Origin of the sequence: Thioclava sp. JM3, assembly GCF_002213185.1 — a bacterium.
GTDB lineage: Bacteria > Pseudomonadota > Alphaproteobacteria > Rhodobacterales > Rhodobacteraceae > Thioclava > Thioclava nitratireducens.
In genome coordinates this window covers 360,628-379,371 of sequence record NZ_NBOB01000004.1, presented here as the reverse complement: position 1 = coordinate 379,371, position 18,744 = coordinate 360,628, and the positions used below count along the sequence as shown (strand labels likewise).

General features: G+C 64.1%; 18 protein-coding genes and 1 tRNA gene. 11 read left to right on the top strand and 8 right to left on the bottom strand.

What is annotated here, in order from left to right:
• The first annotated feature begins 16 nt into the window (after positions 1 to 16).
• Positions 17 to 514 carry a hypothetical protein gene (locus tag B6V73_RS09735; protein ID WP_088725122.1) on the top strand — a complete coding sequence of 166 codons (498 nt, stop codon included), beginning with the start codon at positions 17 to 19 and terminating at the stop codon, positions 512 to 514.
• Positions 515 to 736: 222 nt separating this feature from the next.
• Here the strand turns inward: B6V73_RS09735 and rnd are convergent, their stop codons facing one another.
• From rnd to purM, 4 genes are all read right to left on the bottom strand, one after another.
• Entirely contained in the window at positions 737 to 1,900 is a 1,164-nt protein-coding gene (gene rnd, locus B6V73_RS09730) for a ribonuclease D (RefSeq protein ID WP_088718947.1), read from the bottom strand.
• Positions 1,901 to 2,021: 121 nt separating this feature from the next.
• Positions 2,022 to 2,774 (bottom strand): heparan-alpha-glucosaminide N-acetyltransferase, encoded by a 753-nt coding sequence (locus tag B6V73_RS09725; RefSeq protein ID WP_088725121.1) that lies wholly within the window; start codon positions 2,772 to 2,774, stop codon positions 2,022 to 2,024.
• A 91-nt stretch (positions 2,775 to 2,865) separates the two neighbouring features.
• Positions 2,866 to 3,453, bottom strand: a complete 588-nt coding sequence (gene purN, locus B6V73_RS09720; RefSeq protein WP_088718945.1) for a phosphoribosylglycinamide formyltransferase — start codon at positions 3,451 to 3,453, stop codon at positions 2,866 to 2,868.
• On the bottom strand, positions 3,450 to 4,496 hold the full coding sequence (purM, locus tag B6V73_RS09715) for a phosphoribosylformylglycinamidine cyclo-ligase (RefSeq protein WP_088725120.1): 1,047 nt from the start codon (positions 4,494 to 4,496) through the stop codon (positions 3,450 to 3,452). Before purM ends, purN begins: the two co-directional genes overlap by 4 nt.
• Positions 4,497 to 4,631: 135 nt before the next feature.
• Here purM and B6V73_RS09710 point away from each other — a divergent pair.
• The 5 genes from B6V73_RS09710 to B6V73_RS09690 all read left to right on the top strand — a co-directional run bounded on the left by B6V73_RS09710 (position 4,632) and on the right by B6V73_RS09690 (position 10,233).
• A tRNA-Ile gene (locus B6V73_RS09710) sits at positions 4,632 to 4,708 on the top strand.
• A gap of 270 nt (positions 4,709 to 4,978) precedes the next feature.
• Complete coding sequence (locus B6V73_RS21330) at positions 4,979 to 7,339, top strand: Hint domain-containing protein (protein WP_206185575.1); 2,361 nt, start codon at positions 4,979 to 4,981, stop codon at positions 7,337 to 7,339.
• A gap of 30 nt (positions 7,340 to 7,369) precedes the next feature.
• The gene (gene betC / locus B6V73_RS09700) at positions 7,370 to 8,914 is read left to right on the top strand and encodes a choline-sulfatase (protein ID WP_088725119.1); all 1,545 of its coding nucleotides are present in this window, start codon (positions 7,370 to 7,372) and stop codon (positions 8,912 to 8,914) included.
• 132 nt (positions 8,915 to 9,046) lie between these two features.
• A complete protein-coding gene (locus B6V73_RS09695; protein WP_088725118.1) occupies positions 9,047 to 9,874 on the top strand; it encodes an aldo/keto reductase in 828 nt (275 codons plus the stop codon).
• A gap of 113 nt (positions 9,875 to 9,987) precedes the next feature.
• Positions 9,988 to 10,233 carry a hypothetical protein gene (locus B6V73_RS09690; protein ID WP_075774412.1) on the top strand — a complete coding sequence of 82 codons (246 nt, stop codon included), beginning with the start codon at positions 9,988 to 9,990 and terminating at the stop codon, positions 10,231 to 10,233.
• Positions 10,234 to 10,269: 36 nt separating this feature from the next.
• On the opposite strand, the gene B6V73_RS09685 is transcribed toward B6V73_RS09690, so the two are convergent.
• Positions 10,270 to 11,574 carry a DUF3422 domain-containing protein gene (locus B6V73_RS09685; protein ID WP_088719392.1) on the bottom strand — a complete coding sequence of 435 codons (1,305 nt, stop codon included), beginning with the start codon at positions 11,572 to 11,574 and terminating at the stop codon, positions 10,270 to 10,272.
• A gap of 310 nt (positions 11,575 to 11,884) precedes the next feature.
• On the opposite strand from B6V73_RS09685, the gene B6V73_RS09680 reads away from it, so the two are divergent.
• From B6V73_RS09680 to B6V73_RS09670, 3 genes are all read left to right on the top strand, one after another.
• A complete protein-coding gene (locus tag B6V73_RS09680; RefSeq protein ID WP_075774413.1) occupies positions 11,885 to 13,480 on the top strand; it encodes a peptide chain release factor 3 in 1,596 nt (531 codons plus the stop codon).
• Complete coding sequence (locus tag B6V73_RS09675; RefSeq protein WP_088725117.1) at positions 13,477 to 13,947, top strand: DUF6869 domain-containing protein; 471 nt, start codon at positions 13,477 to 13,479, stop codon at positions 13,945 to 13,947. Before B6V73_RS09680 ends, B6V73_RS09675 begins: the two co-directional genes overlap by 4 nt.
• Positions 13,948 to 14,044: 97 nt before the next feature.
• A complete protein-coding gene (locus B6V73_RS09670) occupies positions 14,045 to 14,761 on the top strand; it encodes a lipo-like protein (RefSeq protein WP_088725116.1) in 717 nt (238 codons plus the stop codon).
• 88 nt (positions 14,762 to 14,849) lie between these two features.
• Here the strand turns inward: B6V73_RS09670 and B6V73_RS09665 are convergent, their stop codons facing one another.
• On the bottom strand, positions 14,850 to 15,179 hold the full coding sequence (locus B6V73_RS09665; RefSeq protein ID WP_075774416.1) for an iron-sulfur cluster assembly accessory protein: 330 nt from the start codon (positions 15,177 to 15,179) through the stop codon (positions 14,850 to 14,852).
• A gap of 93 nt (positions 15,180 to 15,272) precedes the next feature.
• Here B6V73_RS09665 and B6V73_RS09660 point away from each other — a divergent pair, with 93 nt between their 5' ends.
• Both B6V73_RS09660 and B6V73_RS09655 read left to right on the top strand, forming a co-directional pair.
• Positions 15,273 to 16,484 (top strand): deoxyguanosinetriphosphate triphosphohydrolase, encoded by a 1,212-nt coding sequence (locus B6V73_RS09660; RefSeq protein WP_075774417.1) that lies wholly within the window; start codon positions 15,273 to 15,275, stop codon positions 16,482 to 16,484.
• Positions 16,485 to 16,544: 60 nt separating this feature from the next.
• On the top strand, positions 16,545 to 16,967 hold the full coding sequence (locus B6V73_RS09655; protein WP_075774418.1) for an OsmC family protein: 423 nt from the start codon (positions 16,545 to 16,547) through the stop codon (positions 16,965 to 16,967).
• Between the two features lie 70 nt (positions 16,968 to 17,037).
• Here B6V73_RS09655 and B6V73_RS09650 read toward each other — a convergent pair whose 3' ends face one another.
• On the bottom strand, positions 17,038 to 17,727 hold the full coding sequence (locus B6V73_RS09650) for a glutathione S-transferase N-terminal domain-containing protein (RefSeq protein WP_088725115.1): 690 nt from the start codon (positions 17,725 to 17,727) through the stop codon (positions 17,038 to 17,040).
• 34 nt (positions 17,728 to 17,761) lie between these two features.
• A complete protein-coding gene (locus B6V73_RS09645) occupies positions 17,762 to 18,679 on the bottom strand; it encodes an alpha/beta fold hydrolase (protein WP_088725114.1) in 918 nt (305 codons plus the stop codon).
• Between the last annotated feature and the right edge of the window lie 65 nt (positions 18,680 to 18,744).

Here is an 18,744-nt window from a genome sequence, read left to right as displayed (position 1 = left end):
CAGTATCGGAGCCATTATGAGAAAAGCCCTGATCGCGGCACTTGCCCTGACGCTCACCACCGCAGGCTGCGGCACCATCCGTGACAGCAAGCTCAACCCGTTCAACTGGTTCGGGCGCGACACGGCCGCGCCGGTGCAGACACTCGCCCCGCGGGGCGGCTACCCCGTGAAGGTCGGCAAGCCGAACCAGCAGCAGGTCGCGCAGGTCTCCTCGCTCTCGGTCGAGAAGATCCCTTCGGGTGCGATCATCACCGCGATGGGGCTGCCGCCGACGCAAGGCTACTGGGACACCGATCTGGTTCCGCTGAACAGCGGCGCACCGGATGAGAACGGCACGGTGACCTATGTCTTCATGGTCTCGCCGCCGCCCGCCGACAGCCCCGATGCGCGCCGCGTGATGAACCCGCAATCGCGCGAGGTCTCGGCGGCAGCGTTTCTCAACAATTACAAGCTGCAGGGCGTGCGGAAGATCGTGGTGCAGGGTGTGTCCAACGCGCGGTCCGTGGCACGCTGATCGTCACTTCAGTTGATTTAGATGAGGCTCGGGAGAACCCGGGCCTTTCTCTTGTCGCCTTGTCCGGATCAGCCGCTTCAGCGGCCCGGGCAGCGCCCGACCGCCCCTCGGGCGGGCGCTTTGGTGGCTTCAACGCGCGCATTGAATGCTTCCGAAACTTTCGAAGACTACCAAAGAAGTGGGCGCCCACCCGGCGTTCAGGTGCAGCGCCTCCGGTGCCCCTTAAACGTCGACCAGCTTTACCGCGCCGCTATCGGCGGTCAGGGCCACTTCGCCTTTGGCCAGACGCAGCGCGTCATGCCCGAAGACCTCGGCGCGCCAGCCCTGCAGGGCGGCCACGTCGCGCTTGCCAGCGGCGATGCGGTCGAGATCGGACGAGGTCGCGATCAGCTTCGCGGCGACGCCCGCCTGCTGCGATTTCGCCTTCAGCAGCACCCGCAGAAGATCGCCAAGCGCGGTGTCGACTTGCAGTTGTTGGGTCTGATTGTCGGGGCGGGGCAGCTTCTCGTTGGGCATCTCCAGCCCTTCGCGCACCGCCGTAAGGATGCCCTCGGCGATCTCGCCCTTGCGGGCCTCGCGCAGCAACAACCGCGACTTGCCCAACTCGTCGATCGAGGTCGGCTTGGTCGAGGCCAGCTCCAGCAGCGCGTCATCCTTGAAGATACGGCTCCGCGGGATGTTGCGGTTCTGGGCGTAACCTTCACGGAACTGTGCCAGCTCGCGCACGATGGCGAGGAAACGGCCCGAATTGGTCCGCGTCTTCACGCGCTTCCACGCCTCTGCGGGGCGGTTGATATAGGTCTCGGGGTTCAGCAGAACCGCCTCTTCCTCTTCGACCCAGGCATCGCGTCCCGTCTTCTTCAGCTGTTCGTCGAGGAATTCGTAGATCACGCGCAGATGGGTGACATCGGCGATCGCGTATTTCTTCTGTGCCTCGGTCAGCGGACGGCGCGACCAGTCGGTGAAGCGCGAGGATTTGTCGAGCGACTGCTTGGCGATCTTGCGCACCAGCGTCTCGTAACCCACCTGCTCGCCAAAGCCGCAGACCATCGCGGCGATTTGCGTGTCGAACAGCGGATCGGGAAAGACCTGCGCGTCGGTGTAGAAAATCTCCAGATCCTGCCGGGCTGCGTGGAAGACCTTCACGGTCTCCTTGTGGCGGAAAAGATCGTAGAGCGGTTCGAGCGAGAGGTCGTCGGACAGCGGATCGACCAGAACGGCCTCGCCTTCGGTCTCGCCATGATCGGGGAGCGCCATCTGCACGAGGCAAAGCTTGGACCAGTAGGTCCGCTCGCGCAAAAATTCGGTGTCGACGGTGACGTAGGGCTCTTGCTTGGCCTTTTCGCAGAAGGCCGCGAGGGCCTCGGTCGTGGTGATGGTCTGCATATCGCGCTTTCAATTCGGTGCGGGCTCATCCCGCGCAGGTGCAAATTCCCTAGACCTTCATAGGACAAAAGGGAAGGGTCGGGCGCGTCGCGGCCCTGATAGCGTGGCAGAAGCGCAAGTTTCAGTGCTGCAGAAGGAACGCGGCCCAGGTCAGCCCGTAGAGGATGGGCTGGTGGATCAGATAGATCGGCAGGGTGTGGCGCCCCGCGAACAGCGCGACTTTCATCACCCCGCGGGTCTCCTCGGGCCGGTAGCGCGCGGCCCGTTTCCAATAGCCCAGACGGTCGAGCAGTTTCGCAGCCCCCATCCCGACAAGGAACGGCCCGATCCACGGGAAGACCGGCTCGAAATCCATCGACGGGCGCCAGTGGGTCGAGAGACCCAGCCACCAGAGCCACGGCTGGTTGAACAACTCGAAGGCGTAGTTCAGATGCACCCAGACCGCGATCACGCCAAGCGCCGCGAGCAGGATCCACGGTAGGAACAGCAGCGTCGCGCCGATGAGCGAGCTGACCGCGATGGAATGCAGGATGCCGTAATAGATGAAATATTCCGGCATCATCACGTAGGTCGCCGCGCTCACCAGCGCCGCCGCAACCACCACCTTTCCCAGCCGCCGCCAGAACGGGGCCGCACGGAAACCGTGGCGATGGGCGAGGACGAGGCTGACGCCGGCCATGAAGATGAACGTACTGGCAACGACACGCGCGAAATCGAGAAAGGCCGGATGGAAGACCGTGCCGCGCGGCACAAAGCCGAAATTCTCGAGATCGTATGTCAGGTGGAAGATCGCCATCCCGATCAGTGCTATGGCCCGGATCAGGTCTGGGGCGATCATGCGCCCGCGCGGGGCCGTATCCGGGGTCGATTCCATGTGCTTGTCATGCGCGAAGCGGCGGCTGCTCGCAAGCGGGTGCGGCGCATTTCGGCGTGAGCGTGCTTACCGGGAAACGCTTGGGACGCGTTCAGAGATAGACTGGGGTGCGGTCGCCCTCGGCGAAGCGACGCAGCACGGCCGGGTAGAGGCGATGTTCCTGCACCAGCACGCGGGCCGCGAGGTCGTCGGGGGTGTCGCCTGCCTCGATCGGAACGCGCGCCTGGCCGAGGATCGGCCCCTCGTCGAGCACCGGCGTCACCTCGTGCACCGTACAGCCCGCCACCGCATCGCCTGCCTCGATCGCGCGCTTGTGGGTATGCAGGCCGGGATATTTCGGCAAAAGCGAGGGGTGGATGTTCAGCATCCGGCCCTCGAACCGCGCCACGAATTCCGGCGTCAGCACCCGCATGAAGCCCGCAAGGCAAAGCACATCGGGTTTCGCGGCGAGGATCGGCTTCAGCAGCTCGGCCTCGAAACCGGCGCGGTCCTTGCCATAGGGGCGGTGGTCGATGGCGGCGGTCGGCACGCCCATCCGCGCGGCCTTCTCCAGCCCCCCGGCTTTCGCGTCGTTCGACGCGACCAGCACCGGGCGGGCAGGGTGGTCCTCTGCCATGCTCTCGACCAGACGGACCATGTTCGAGCCGCCGCCCGAGATCAGGATCGCGACACGGATCACAGCAGTGCGCCCTCGTAGGCGATGCCCTGTTCGGAGGTGACGGTGCCGATGCGGGTGACGGTTTCGCCTTCACTTGCCAGCAGGGTGGCGATCTCGTCGGCCTTGTCAGCTGCGACGACGACGATCATGCCGATGCCGCAATTGAAGGTCTTGAGCAGCTCACGCTCTTCCATCGAAGCGGTCTCGGCGAGCCAGCGGAACACGCCGGGCAGTTCCCAGGCATTGAGGTCGATCGTGGCGCCCATGCCCTCGGGCAGAACGCGGGGCAGGTTCTCGGTCAGACCGCCGCCGGTGATATGGGCGAGCGCATGAACGCCACCTGCGCGCACCGCGGCCAGGCATTGTTTGACGTAGAGGCGGGTTGGCGCCAGCAGTGCCTCGCCAAGCGAGCCCTTACCGAAGGGGCAGTCAGCGTCCCAGCCAAGGCCGGATATCTCGACCACCTTGCGTACGAAGGAATAGCCGTTGGAATGCACGCCGTTCGAGCCGAGGCCCAGAAGCACGTCACCCTCGGCCACGCCTACGGGCAGATCCGAGCCGCGTTCCATCGCGCCGACCGCGAAGCCCGCGAGGTCGAAATCGCCCTTGGAATACATGCCCGGCATTTCCGCCGTCTCACCGCCGATCAGCGCGCAACCCGATTGTGCGCAGCCTTCCGCGATGCCTTCGATGATGCGCGCAGCCTGATCGATCTCGAGCTTGCCGGTCGCGAAATAATCCAGGAAGAACAAAGGCTCGGCGCCTTGGCAGACCAGATCGTTGACGCACATCGCCACGAGGTCGATGCCGATCGTGTCGACATTTCCGGTGTCGATCGCGATGCGCAGCTTGGTGCCCACGCCATCGGTCGCGCCGACGAGGATCGGATCGTTGTAGCCCGCCGCCTTCAGGTCGAAGAGCGCCCCGAAGCCGCCCAGACCCGACATCGTGCCCGAGCGCTGCGTGCGCTTGGCCGCGGGTTTGATCCGGTCCACCAACGCATTGCCCGCGTCGATATCGACGCCCGCATCGGCGTAGGTCAGGCCCTGTGTTTTCTCGGTCATCGCGGCGCACTCCGGCAAGTAAACTCTTGGCCGAAGCCCTAGCGTAACCGCACGCCCCCCGCAACGTCGAAGGGGCGGGGTGTTCGCGCTTTCTTGACGCCCGCGCGTCGTCTCACTAGAGGAAGATGCAATGGTGGGCCTGTAGCTCAATTGGTTAGAGCAGGGCGCTCATAACGCCTTGGTTGCGGGTTCAAGTCCTGCCGGGCCTACCAGTTTTCTCCCGAAGTTTCCGCGCCTTCACGGCCAGTGGCCGTGACTCTCCCTATACGTGTCGGCCTGCGCGGAAAGCCCTTGTTTCGCCCAATTTGCGCCCCGAGGCGTTCACGAACCCGCGCCAAATGAGGGCCGTGTCAGCGTACCAGTAACTATAAAAATCGAGCAGCCACGTCATAGGCCCCGATAGTTTTTGCACAGTCTTCGAGGGTTGGAGACCGGTCCCGCTTGGGCCCGGTTGACGGAAAACAAGGTAAAGCAGCGGCGACATGGCCACGACGTTCAACTGGATATATCTCGGGCAGGTTGTTGATCAGAATGGGACGCCCTTTGACCTCGATCCCGACGAGTCGAACTGGAAGGTCGAAAACTCGCGTGTCCTTGAAGGGATGACGATTGGGGATTCGACCGATCCTCTTTTCAGCAATATCACCGAAGCGACGCTAATAGATAACGGCGGGGCGTCCGGCGCTCTCGATACCCGAAACGCAACCTCGAACGATACGATCCGCACGGATATCGGTAACGGCGTTTCGAATTTCACCTTCGACAGTCTAGTCATCTACGAAACGACCCTCACCTATACGGACGGCACGACCGCGAGAGTCCAGTCGGTCCTCGTTCAGACCAACTCGGGCCACCTGTTCCTCGCACCCGAGATGTCCAACGATGCGACCACGGCGGCCTACGAGGCCAAGCCGATCCAGTCCATGGCTATAGGGCGCGTGATCAGCGACGACGGCGCGAACCTCGCGCAGGATCGCTACGTCACCGGTTTCGACGACGGCTATGTCGACGGCACCTCTGGGGCGGATCGGATCGACGTGAACTATGTCGAGCCGATCGCGAATGGCTCGGACCGCGTGGACAATAACGATGCGGGCCTCGCGGGCAGCAGCGGCAATGACGACTACATTCGTGCCTATGGCGGCAACGATACCGTGCTGGCCGGCCTCGGCAACGACACGGTCGATGGCGGCACGGGCGACGATTTGATCGACGGCGGGTCGGGCAACGACTCGCTGATCGGGGGCGCCGGCAATGACACGCTCCTCGGCGGTAGCGGAAACGACACGCTCACCGGGAACGACGGCAACGATTCCCTCGATGGCGGCGCGAATAACGACTGGCTCGACGGTGGTATCGGGAACGATACGCTGATTGGCGGGACGGGTAACGACCGACTGATCGGCGGCGCTGGCAGCGACTCGCTCGAGGGCGGGGCGGGGGCCGATACGCTCGAGGGCGGTACCGGGAATGACACGCTGCATGGCGGCGCGGGCGGCGACGTCCTGTCTGGCGGAACCGGCATGGACTATGTCGACTATTCCGACTCCGCGAGCGCTGTGAACATCAACCTCGGCGCCGGGACCGCTACGGGGGGCGATGCGACGGGCGACACGCTCAGCGGCGTCGACGGGATCTACGGCTCGGCGGGAAACGATACGCTGATCGGCTTCGACGGCGCCTCCTCGGACCCGACGGATGGCTACACCAACGTCTTCTATGGCAACGGCGGGGACGATTATATCGACGGCGCGGGCGCGGATGACATCCTCTACGGTGGCACCGGTAACGACACCATGCTGGGCGGGTCGGGCAATGACTCGCTCGATGGCGACGCAGGCGATGACAGCCTCGCCGGCGGCACCGGCAATGACACGCTGTCCGGTGGCGACGGGAACGACGTCTTGCAAGGCGGCGTCGGCAGCGACCAACTCCACGGCGGAGCGGGCAACGATACGCTCTCGGGCGGTGGCGACGACACCCTCGTCGGCGGCGCGGATGCCGACAGGTTCATCGATCTCATTCCCGGCGACACGATCGACGGCTCGGAGACGGGCGATGATTTCGACATCATCGACCTCAGCGACTGGGGTTGGAACAATGTCGCCGTGCATCGCGATGCGACGAACCCGGAGAACGGCACGATCGATTTCTTCGACGGCAATGGCGCGGTCGTCGGCACGGTCAGTTTCTCGAATATCGAAAAGGTCATCCCCTGCTTCACCCCGGGCACGCTGATCGCGACACATAGCGGTCCCCGCCCGGTCGAAAGCCTGCAGGTCGGTGATCGCATCCTGACTCGCGACAGCGGCTTCCAGCCCATCCGCTGGATCGGCATCCGCGCACTCAGCACTGCGGAACTGCTGGCCAAGCCGGAATTCCGCTCCATCAAGATCGCACCGGGCGCGCTGGGCGCGAACCAGCCCGAGCGCGAGATGCGCGTCTCGCCGCAGCACCGCATCCTGCTGACCGGGCCGCGCGCGCAGCTGATCGCAGGCGAGCCGGAGGTGCTGGCCGCGGCGCGCCATCTCGTCGGGCTGCCGGGGATCGAGATCGACGAAGAGGCCGAGGCGGTTACCTATATCCACGTGATGTTCGACAATCACGAGATCGTCTTCTCCGACGGACTCTGGACAGAAAGTTTTCAACCGGGGCAGGCGACGATGCAGGATATGGACCGCGCACAGCGGGACGAACTGCTCGCGCTGTTCCCGGAATTGAGCTGTGGAACCGAAAGCTACCTCGCCGCGCGCCCCAGCTTGAAGCGCCACGAAGCCCGGATCATCGCGGCCGCCTGGCGCGCCCTTGCGTTTGCCCGCTCTGGATCGCTACAGGGTTGTTGACCCGTGGATCAATAAAAGGAGCGCGCCGCAATGTCTGACCTCGAAACCTCCCCCAAGGACGACAGCAGGCCGCGCCCGAACATCCTGATCCTGATGGTCGATCAGCTCAACGGGACGCTATTTCCCGATGGTCCGGCGGAATGGCTGCACACGCCCAACCTGCGCAAGCTGGCGGAACGTTCGGTGCGGTTCGAGAACGCCTATACCGGCTCGCCGCTCTGCGCGCCTGGACGCGCGGCCTTCATGTCGGGCCAGCTTCCCTCGCGCAACGGCGTCTATGACAACGCGGCCGAGTTCCGCTCGGACATTCCCACCTATGCCCACCACCTGCGCCGCGCGGGCTACCAGACCTGCCTCTCGGGCAAGATGCATTTCGTGGGCCCCGATCAGCTGCACGGCTTCGAGGAGCGACTGACCACGGATATCTACCCTGCCGATTTCGGCTGGACGCCGGATTACCGCAAGCCCGGCGAGCGGATCGACTGGTGGTATCACAACATGGGCTCGGTCACCGGGGCAGGGGTGGCCGAGATTTCCAACCAGATGGAATATGACGACAACGTCGCCCATGAGGCGAAGATGAAGCTCTACGATCTAGCGCGGGGTAACGACGCGCGGCCGTGGATGCTGACCGTCAGCTTCACCCATCCGCACGACCCTTACGTCGCGCGGAGGAAATACTGGGACCTCTACGAGGATTGCGCGCATCTCGAACCCGAGGTCGGCACGATCCCCTACGAGGAGCAGGACAACCATTCGAAGCGGATCTTCGACGCGAATGACTGGCGCGAGTTCGACATCACGACCGAGGATATCCGCCGGTCGCGCCGCGCCTATTTCGCGAACCTGTCCTATCTCGACGACAAGATCGGCGAGCTGCTGCAGGTGCTCGAAGACACGCGCCAGGAGGCCACGATCCTCTTCGTCTCCGATCACGGCGATATGCTGGGCGCGCGGGGGCTGTGGTTCAAGATGAGCTTCTACGAGGGCTCGGCCCGCGTGCCGCTGATGATCTCCGCGCCGGGCCTGGAGCCCGGGCTTATCTCCGATCCGGTCTCGACGATCGACGTCACGCCGACGCTCTGCGATCTGGCTGGCATCTCGATGGACGAGATCGCGCCCTGGATCGACGGGCAGACCCTGCTGCCGCAAGCCCGCCGCGAACCCCGGAAAGAGGCGGTGGCGATGGAATACGCGGCCGAAGCGTCCTACGCGCCGCTCGTGAGCCTGCGCAAGGGACGCTACAAGCTGAATCTGTGCAATCTCGATCCCGATCAGCTTTTCGATGTCGAGGCCGATCCGCATGAGTTGACCAACCTCGCGGGCGACCCTGCCCATGCCGAGGCTTATGCCGCGCTGAAAGCCGAGGCGGCTCAGCGCTGGGATCTGGATCGCTTCGACGCAGAGGTCCGGGCAAGTCAGGCCCGCCGCTGGGTCGTCTACGAGGCGCTCAGTCAGGGCGGCCAGTACCCGTGGGACTATCAACCGCTGAAAAAAGCCTCCGAGGCCTATATGCGCAATCACATGAACCTCAACGTTCTGGAAGAAAACAAGCGCTTCCCGCGCGGCGAATAAGGTGTCGAGGCACCCCCGGGGCGGCTCGGCCCCGGGCGCGTCGCTGCAACTCACCGCGCCGTGACAGCCTTTCCGGAACGCGGCGCCGCCCTAACCTGTTGCCCAACCGAATAGGCAATCAGGAGATCGACCATGAGCGTTCCGACCCTTACCCTCAACGACGGCATCAAGATCCCGCAACTTGGCCTCGGCGTCTGGAAGATGGAGGATGCCGAGACACCGCGCATCATCCGTAATGCGCTGGATGCGGGCTATCGCCACATCGACACCGCCGCGGCCTATGGCAACGAGGCGGGCGTGGGCCGTGGTGTCGCGGACAGCGACGTCGCACGAGAAGACATCTTCGTGACCTCAAAGCTCTGGAATGACCGGCAGGGTTATGACGAAACCAAGCGCGCCTTCGACGAGACGTTGGACAAGCTGGGCTTCGACTATCTCGATCTCTACCTGATCCACTGGCCGATGCCCGCCAAGGACAAATATGTCGAGACGTGGCGGGCCATGATCGAGTTGCGCGACGCCGGCCGAATCCGCGCGATCGGCGTGTCGAACTTCTTGCCCGACCATCTCGAGCGGCTGATCGAGGAGACCGGCGAGGCACCCGCGATCAACCAGATCGAGCTGCATCCACGCTTCCAGCAGGCCGACCAGCGCGCGGCGCATGAAAAGCTCGGCATTACCACCGAATGCTGGTCGCCGCTGGGTCAGGGCGAGGCGCTCGCGAACCCGATCCTCACCGAGATCGCCGCCCGCCACGGCGTCTCCGCCGCACAAGTCACCTTGCGTTGGCAGATCCAGTTGGGCCTCGTGACGATCCCCAAATCCGCCAATCACGAGCGGATGCGCGAGAATATCGACGTGTTCGATTTCGAGCTGAGCGAGCGTGAGATGGCGCAGATCAAGCAGATCGACACTGCTGCGGGCCGGATCGGGCCGAACCCGGCGACGGCGGATTTCTGAGGGTGACTTAAATGTCACCCTTGCGCTAACCGCGCCGCTCGCGACGGGCCGCGAGAGTTGATCTTCACACGGCACTCACGGTTTAGTGAGTTTGTTTTGTGGAGGAGAACTAAATGCGTAAAGCTTTATTGTTGCTGCCATTTCTTGCTGGATGCGTGCCTGCGACGCCGATCGTGAGCGACTACAACGGGGATAGCGTCACCATCCAGACATCAATGCTTGCCGATCAGGCTGAGGTGAAGGTGAACGCCCAGGCCGAGGCGGACCGTATCTGTGCCAAGAAAGGCAAGAGAGCAGAATACGCCTCGTCGCGCCAAGTCGCGGAATACACCAACGCGCACCTGTTTCTCTGTCTCTGAGGCGGTACGACACGAGGGGAGGCATAACGCCTCCCCTCAATGCCCCCCCACACCCTTGCGGATACGCCGGATCATCAGCCAGACCGCGAGGATCACGATCGGCGTCAGCCCTGCCATCATGATCTCTTTCGTCAGTCCGATCTTCTTCGAGAGCGGATAAGCCAGGTAGCCCGCGACCGAGATCGCGTAGTAGCTGATCGCGACCACCGACAGCCCTTCGACCGTGTGCTGCAGGCGCAGCTGCAGGTCCGAACGGCGATCCATGCTTTCCAGCACTTTCTGGTTTTGCGCCGAGCGCTCCACATCGACCCGCGTGCGCAGCAACTCGCCCGCCCGCGCCGCCCGCGTCACCATCTGCTGCAGCCGCGTCTCCGCCGATTTCACCGTGCGCACCGCCGGGTCGTAGCGCCGGGCGATGAACTCGCTGAGTTTCTGGCGCCCCTCGAAGCGGCTTTCGCGCAAGGACTCCACCCGCTCTCGGACGATCGCCTCATAGGCCCCGGTCGCCGAGAACCGGAAGGAATGCGCGACCGCGAGGCTCTCCAGCTCAGCCGAGATTTCCAGCAGGTCGTGCAGCGTTTCTTCTGCGGAGTGCGCGTCGTCGCCCATCCCGTCCACGATCTCGGTCAGCCTCGGGTCGAGCGCATTGAGCCGCTGCGACAGGTCGCGCGCCCGCGCCAATCCGAGCATCGACATCGCCCGGTAGGTCTCCAGCTCGCAGAGCCGCTGCACCGTGCGCCCGATCCGTCCCGGCCCGGTCCCGGGCCGCGCGAAGATAGCGAAGCGCATCTGCCCGTTCGGATCGATCCGGAAATCGCCCGCGACCACCGCAGCCCCGTCGAGCACCCAGGTGCAGACGAGGCTCTCGGTGACGAACCATTGCTCCAGAAGCGGCGCGATGTCGTCGGGGTTCTCGGGCAACTCCTCGATGCGGATCTGCACCGCGGCGATCCGCCCGCCGGGGCCCGCATCGATCCAGCTATCGGGGTAGATCTCGGTCTCCGCCGGGTCGAAGGCGCGCGACGACACGCCTTTGCCGAAAGCGAGATAAGTGGTGAATTCGGTATGGCTCTCCCACTTCACCTCGTGCCGCCCGATCTTGCCGGCGTAATGGGTGATCCCCGCCTGAGGCTGCGCCGCGCCGTTGCGCGTCAGAAGATCGACGAGATGGTCGTGATCCTTGCTGCGGTCGCGATTGGCGGCGTCGCGCGGCTCCTTGAAGGCGACATAGACCGCGTGGCCCGGGACGCCGAGCTTCGGGTACGGTCGGGCGTGCAATTCGTTCACAAGCGCATAGCGCTGCGGATGGTCGGGCAGATGGGGTTTGGGATCGGCGGTCATCTCATAGGTCTCGCTCACGCGGGTGTGACCTTCTAGCTGCGGCGAAATTTCCCGCCGATCAAGCGTTTGACGGCATGCATCGGAATACCGGGTAAATCTGCCACAGCGCCACGCGAGCCACGAGGGGGAGGGGGCGCTGCCCCCTCTTGGCTGCGCCAATTCACCCCCAGGATATTTCCGCCAAGAGGAAGGGGCGCGTGGGATTGAACTTCGCCTTGGTCGAAATATCCCGGGGGAGCGCGTCAGCCCGGGGGCGGAGCCCCCATCGCCGCGATTGCAAGGCGCGCGCGGGCAGGCTAAACGAGCGCGCATGATGAACCGTCCCGCGCTCCCGCCCGAAATCGCCCGTCGCCGCACCTTCGCGATCATCTCGCACCCGGATGCGGGCAAGACCACCTTGACCGAGAAGTTCCTGCTTTTCGGCGGCGCCATCCAGATGGCGGGGCAGGTGCGTGCCAAGGGCGAGGCGCGGCGGACTCGCTCGGACTTCATGAAGCTCGAACAGGATCGCGGGATTTCGGTCTCGGCCTCTGCCATGTCCTTCGAGTATCGCGAGTTCCGCTACAACCTCGTCGACACGCCCGGCCACTCGGATTTCTCGGAAGATACTTACCGAACGCTGACGGCGGTGGATGCGGCGATCATGGTGATCGACGGCGCGAAGGGCGTGGAGAGCCAGACCCGCAAGCTCTTCGAGGTCTGCCGCCTGCGCGATCTGCCGATCCTGACCTTCTGTAACAAGATGGACCGCGAGAGCCGCGACACGTTCGAGATCATCGACGAGATTCAGGAAAATCTCGCGATCGACGTGGCCCCGGCTTCTTGGCCGATCGGGATGGGCCGCGATTTCCTCGGTTGCTACGACATGCTGCACGACCGGCTGGAACTGATGGATCGCGCCGACCGCAACAAGGTGGCCGAGTCGATTAAGATCAGTGGTTTGGATGATCCCAAGCTGGCCGAACATGTTCCGGCCGATCTGCTCGAGAAACTGAAGGAAGAGGTCGAGATGGCGCGCGAACTGTTGCCCACCTTCGACCGCCAGAGTTTCCTCGAAGGTCACCTGACACCGATCTGGTTCGGCTCGGCGATCAACAGCTTCGGCGTGAAGGAGTTGATGGACGGGATCGGGGAATTCGGACCCGAGCCGGAGGTCTTCAAATCCGCCGAGCGTGACGTGGCGCCCGAGGAGAAGAAGGTCGCGGGTTTCGTCTTCAAGGTGCAGGCGAACATGGACCCCAAGCACCGCGACCGCGTGGCTTTCGTGCGTCTCGTCTCGGGGCATTTCACGCGCGGGCAGAAGCTGCTGCATGTGCGCTCGAAGAAACAGATGGCGGTGTCGAACCCGGTTCTGTTCCTCGCAGCCGACCGCGAGCTGGCGGAAGAGGCCTGGGGCGGCGATATCATCGGTATTCCGAACCACGGGCAATTGCGCATCGGCGACGCGCTGACCGAGGGCGAGGCGCTTCGCTTCACCGGCATCCCGAGCTTCGCGCCGGAACTGCTGCAATCCGTGCGTGCGACCGACCCGATGAAGGGCAAGCACCTCGAGAAGGCGTTGATGCAATTCGCCGAAGAGGGCGCGGCCAAGGTGTTCAAGCCCGCGATCGGCTCGGGCTTCATCGTGGGCGTCGTCGGCGCGCTGCAATTCGACGTGCTGGCGAGCCGGATCGAGCTGGAATACGGCATCCCCGTACGCTTCGAGGCCTCGCAGTTCACCTCCGCCCGCTGGGTGTTGGGCGACAAGGCGGCGGTCGAGAAGCTGGTCAACGCCAACAAGCAGCACATCTCTTATGATCATGACGGCGACGTGGTGTTCCTCACGCGCCTGCAATGGGACATCGACCGGGTCGAGCGCGACTACGAGGGCGTGACGCTCTCGGCGACCAAGGAAATGATGCAATGACAACCCCACTGCCCCCCGAACTCGTCTCGATCCTGTGTAACGAAGCGAGTGCCCCGGAAGACGTGCGCACGGTCGAGGCGCTGGTCGATCTGTGGCTTGCCGACAATGCCGAGGAGCCCGAGGGCGAGGACTTCCCTTGGTCGGTGCTGTGTGTCTTCGAGCTGCGCGAATATCCCGAGGTGCTCTGGACCTTCATCCGCAAGGCGCTGACCGGGGCGACGACGATCTGGCAGGTGGTGATGCTCGCCGCCGGGCCGCTGGAAGATCTGGTCGCGGAGCATGGCGACGAGTTCATCGACCGGATCGAGCACGAGGCGCGCCATTCCGCGCGGTTCCGCTTTGCGCTGACGGGCGTCTGGCCGCAGCAGGGAGAGGGCAATACCGCGCTCTGGTCGCGTATCGAGAAGGCACGCGCCCCGGCGATGGATACCGGGCTCGACATGGGTGGACCGCTACCGCCGAAATGAGCGCAGCGCATCGCGCATCAGGTAACGAAAATCACATCTTTGCGCCTGGGCTGTGCATCTGTGCGCGCCACACCTACCTCTGAACAAGGAGGAGATCATGGCGCATGTCTCTCGTCTGCCCGGCAAGGCAATCGCGCGGTTTTTGCAAAAGCAGACCCGCTTCTACCAGCCTTTCGGGGTCATCCCGACCCCTGCCTTGCGCGCGACGCTTCGGCCGGGCGATGTGCTGTTGGTGGAGGGCGACCGGCGGATTTCGGCGGCGATCAAGTATCTTACCCATTCCACTTGGTCCCATGCAGCCTTCTATTCCGGCGGCCCGCCCGGAGGCGAGCTGATCGAGGCGGACCTGGAGGAAGGCGTCAGGATCACCGGGCTTTCGGCCTATGCGCATCTCAACACACGCATCTGTCGGCCCGTCGGGCTTGGCCACGATCAGCTTGAGCTCGTGATTAACTACATGCAAGGCGCGGTCGGGCGGCAGTATGACCTGAGAAACGTGGTCGATCTCGCGCGGTACCTGCTGCCGCGCCCGCCCGTGCCGCATCGGTTTCGGCGGCGGATGCTGGCGCTCGGATCGGGCGACCCGACGCGGGCGATCTGTTCGACCGTGATCGCCGAGGCGTTTCACGCGGTCCACTACCCGATCCTGCCGGATGTCGTGATGGGCAGCGCCGACAGCCAGGGAGAAATTCTGCATATCCGGCACTCGTCGCTGTTCACGCCGCGCGATTTCGATCTCTCGCCCTATTTCGCCGTGATCAAGCCGACGCTAGAAGGCGGGTTCGATTTTCGCCAATTGCAACTGGCGGAGTGACGCCGGAGGAAGGGCGCCTCCGGCGGGGATATTTATATCAAGAGGAAGCGAGAATGCGCCTTTCAGATAAGGCGCATCGCCTGCGTCGTTACATCGCGAAGGAGACGCCGCAGCCGCAGGAGCTCGACGCGTTCGGGTTCTCGATCACGAAACGCGCGCCGATCAGTTCTTCGGTGAAGTCGATCGTGGCGTTCTCGAGGAAGGGCAGAGAAACCGGGTCAATCAGCACCTTCTGGCCCGCGCCTTCGAGCACGATGTCGTCGCCCGCAGGCGCCTCTTCGAGCTTGATATCATACTGGAAACCAGAACAGCCGCCGCCCTCGACGGCCACGCGCAGCGCCTGTGGCGCCTCGCGACCTTCATTGATTTCCGCCAGTCGCGCAAAGGCGCGTTCGGTCACTTTCGGAGGGAGTTGCATCGGATTGGCCTTCCTGACCCCTCGGGGCCTGTATTTCCGTCACATCCGAGATATAGGAGGGCCGAAGCGTGCCGACAAGACGAGGTTTTACCAGTGCTCAAGCCCTATGCCTGCCAGCCCGGCGAGAGCCGCGGGCGGCTTCACCCCGAAAGCATGTCCACTTTCCGCTCGCCGTTCCAGCGCGATCGGGACCGGATCATCCATTCTTCGGCCTTCCGACGGCTCAAGCACAAGACGCAGGTTTTCGTCGAACATGAGGGCGATTACTACCGCACGCGCCTGACCCACACGATCGAGGTGGCGCAGGTCGCGCGCACGATTGCAGGGACATTGGGGCTGAACACCGATCTGGCCGAGGCGGTGGCGCTGGCCCATGATCTGGGCCATCCGCCCTTCGGGCATACCGGCGAGGACGCGCTGGCCGAGCTGATGAAGCCCTATGGGGGCTTCGATCACAATGCGCAGGCGCTCCGGATCGTGACCAAGCTGGAGAAGCATTACGCGGGCTTCGACGGGCTGAACCTGACATGGGAGACGCTGGAAGGCATCGCCAAGCACAACGGGCCCGCGATTTCCGACAAGGGCGGTTCGCACAGCTTCCCGAGCCGCGAGGAACTGCCCTATGCGCTGGCCGAGGTCGATGCGGCCTGGGACCTGGAGCTGGAGACCAACGCCAGCGCCGAGGCGCAGGTGGCGGCCGTGGCCGATGACGTGGCTTATAATCACCACGATCTGCACGACGGGCTGCGCGCGGGGCTCTTCGACGAGGACGACCTGTGCGAATTGCCGGTGATCGGGGCCTGTTTCGCCGAGGTCGACAAACTGCATCCCGGTCTCGACCGCACGCGGCGCCAGCACGAGGCGCTGCGCCGGGTCTTCGGCGTGATGGTGGAGGACGTGATCGCGGTGGCCGAGAACCGGTTGACCTCGCTCGGGCCGCAATCGGTCGATGATATCCGGCAGATGGACGGGCCGATCATCCGCTTCTCGAAGCCGCTCTATCAAAGCCTCAAGGTGCTCAAGCAGTTCCTGTTCGAGCGCATGTATCGCGCGCCCTCCGTCGTGGTGGAGCGCAAGCGCGTGACCGAGATGATCAACGCGCTCTTCCCCCTGTTCATGGAACGCCCGGAGCTTTTGCCCGAGGAATGGCAGGAAGAAGTCTCGCGGGCCCGTATCCTCGGCGGCGACTGCACGCGGCCGGAATCGAAGCAGGCTCTCGCGCGGGTCGTGCTCGATTACGTGGCGGGTATGACGGATCGTTTCGCCATCCAGGAATATGATAGGCTGGTCGGGCGCGGGCGCTGAGGCGGAACCACTGGCCCTCCGTCTCGTTGTGCTCGCGAATGCAACGCATAGGAGGGATTCATGATCCGCAAGCACGCATCGGCCCATTGGGAAGGCACCATCAAGGGCGGCAAAGGCACGATTTCGACCGAGAGTGGCGCGCTGAAGGCGCAGCCCTACGGCTTCAATACCCGGTTCGAGGGTGAGCCCGGATCGAACCCGGAAGAGCTGATCGGCGCGGCTCATGCGTCCTGTTTCTCGATGGCGCTGTCGCTTCAGCTTGAAGAGGCAGGCGTCTCGGACGTGGTGATCGACACCAAGGCGGAAATCTCGCTCGACAAGGAAGGCGACGGTTTCGCGGTTAAGAAATCCGCGCTGACCTCGACCGTGAAGGGAACCGGCGACGAGGAGGCGATCCGCAAGGCCGCCGAGGGCGCGAAAGAAGGCTGCCCGATCTCAAAGCTGTTGAATTGCGAGATCACGCTCGACCTGACGATCAACTGATCCGGTCCTGAGCGACCAAAGCAAAAGGGCGCCCGGTGAGGCGCCCTTTTTCATGGTTCGGCGGACGTGCTCAGCGCTTGAAGAGGTGCTTCTGCGCGTCACGGCTCGAATTGTCGTTGCGCTTTTCGGCGGCCAGAGCGCGGCCCGCCTTGACGGCGGGGCGCTCGCCTAACTCATCGAGCCAGCGCTTGAGGTTCGGCTTGTCGTCGAGCGTCTGCTCCTGTCCTTCCCAGAGCGAGGCCCAACCCCAGGACGCCATATCCGCGATCGAGTAAAAATCGCCCGCGAGGTAGCGGTTCTCCGCCAGACGACGATCCATCACGCCATAGAGCCGTCGCGTCTCGGCGCGGTAACGGTCCTTGGCATAGGGTAGGTCCTGCGAGGGTTCGAGCTTGGGTGCATATTTCAGGAAGTGGTGCGCCTGACCGGCCATCGGGCCCAGCCCGCCGACCTGCCAAAACAGCCATTCGTCGACCGCGATCCGGTCGCGCTCGGTCTCGCCATAGAATTGGCCGGTCTTGCGGGCGAGATATTGCAGGATCGCGCCGCTCTCGAAGATCGAGACGGGTTCGCCATCCGGGCCGTCGCGGTCGATGATCGCGGGCATCCGGTTGTTGGGCGAGATCTTCAGGAACTCCGGCTGGAATTGCTCCCCCTTGCCGATATCGACCAAGTGGGTCTCGTAGGGCAGGCCCATCTCTTCGAGGGCGATGGAAATCTTCCAGCCGTTCGGCGTGGGCCAAAAATAGAGGTCGATCATGGGGTCTCCGTCGGGTTAGGCGGCAGGGTCCGCTCTACTTTGCCGTGCGCTGAAACGAGGGCAATGCGAAACCCGATGTGCGCGGGCGCGCAAATAGCCGCGACCAGCGGGGATCTTGCGCCTTGGGCAGCGCTTCGGCGAGGAACGGAAGCGGCAGCCGGTCGGGCTGACGCAGCACTTGACGGTAAAGGTCGAACAGCCCCTCGCGCATGTAGCAGGCGAAATGGCAGACGCGTTTTTCGGGCGGGGCGACGGGATAGCCCAGATCGTCGAGCACCTCGATCACCTCGGGCGCGTCGATCTGCAGATCGAGCCAGTTGCGCAAGGGGCGCGTCAGGCCGTTGCCGAGCGAGCGTTCGCGCCCGCGGGCTACACCCCACTCGAAGAGGAAGTCGAAAAGGTCGTTGTCGCGGCTCGTGACGTTGAGCACTTCGCAGGTCCGGCCCGCAGGGCTCGCCATCGCTTCCTCGGCGCGATTTTGAAATTCGGCGGCGGCCAGCAGAACCATCCGAGCTACCTGTCCGGCATGGGCGTGGCGGAGCGCCCGCAGGGCGACCCGCGCGCCCATCGAATGGCCGATGATCCCCACGGGACGCCCGGTCGCGGCATTGAGTGCGCCGATCAGGCGGGCAAGGCGCTGGGCGGCGATCTCGGCCATGTCGTAAATCCGGGTCAACCGTCCCGTCGATTGCCAACTGAACGCGATGCCGAGGCCCTCGCCGGGATTGGTCCCGTCGAAGCCAAGCGCACGCGGCCAGCTGATCGCGGTATGCAGATTGAAGGTCGGCTCCATCGCGAAGATGTGCTCGTAGGGATCGCGGCCCTCGACCCCTGCCGCGTAGCCGTAGCCGTGGATCATCACCACGATCGGGGCGCCCTCCGGCAGGGCGCGCGCCTGAGCGAGGACATCGGCGGGCAGCTCGGAGCTGGCATGGACCTTGAGAAGCGGCATTGGGGCCTCGGGGGAGGGGCGCAGGCGCGGGTTGATGTTTTAAATCGAACGCGGTTTTTCGCCCG